Annotated in this window: 1 protein-coding gene; it reads left to right on the top strand. The window is 47.8% G+C overall.

What is annotated here, in order from left to right; genetic code table 11:
* Positions 1–102 precede the first annotated feature (102 nt).
* Positions 103–474: a 50S ribosomal protein L14 gene (gene rplN / locus CIK04_RS30350; protein WP_017420316.1), complete on the top strand. Its 372-nt coding sequence runs from the start codon at positions 103–105 to the stop codon at positions 472–474.
* Positions 475–519 lie beyond the last annotated feature (45 nt).

Below are 519 nucleotides of genomic sequence, written 5' to 3'. Positions count from 1 at the left end.
GACTACCCAATCACAAAAAAGGGTGGTACAATCGCGTCCCTTATAAAGAGGTCAGCCCGACCCGAGAGGGCTAGTTTTTTTAATATTTAGCGGAGCACTAACATGATCCAAATGCAAAGTATGCTGGACGCAGCTGATAACTCAGGCGCTCGCAGCGTAATGTGTATTAAGGTTCTGGGTGGCTCTCACCGCCGTTATGCACATATCGGTGACGTTATCAAAGTTACTGTTAAGGAAGCAATTCCTCGCGGTAAAGTTAAAAAAGGTGACGTTCTGAAGGCGGTGGTAGTTCGCACCCGTAAAGGCGTACGTCGTCCAGACGGTTCTGTCATTCGCTTCGACCGAAATGCTTGCGTACTGTTGAACAACAACAGTGAGCAACCTATCGGTACACGTATCTTTGGTCCTGTGACTCGCGAACTTCGTGGCGATAAGTTCATGAAGATCGTTTCACTGGCTCCAGAAGTTCTGTAAGGAGCGGCAAAAAATGGCAGCTAAAATCCGTCGATAACGACGAAG

Source organism: Vibrio sp. 03_296 (genome assembly GCF_002265885.1).
This window is presented reverse-complemented; position numbering and strand designations above follow the sequence as displayed.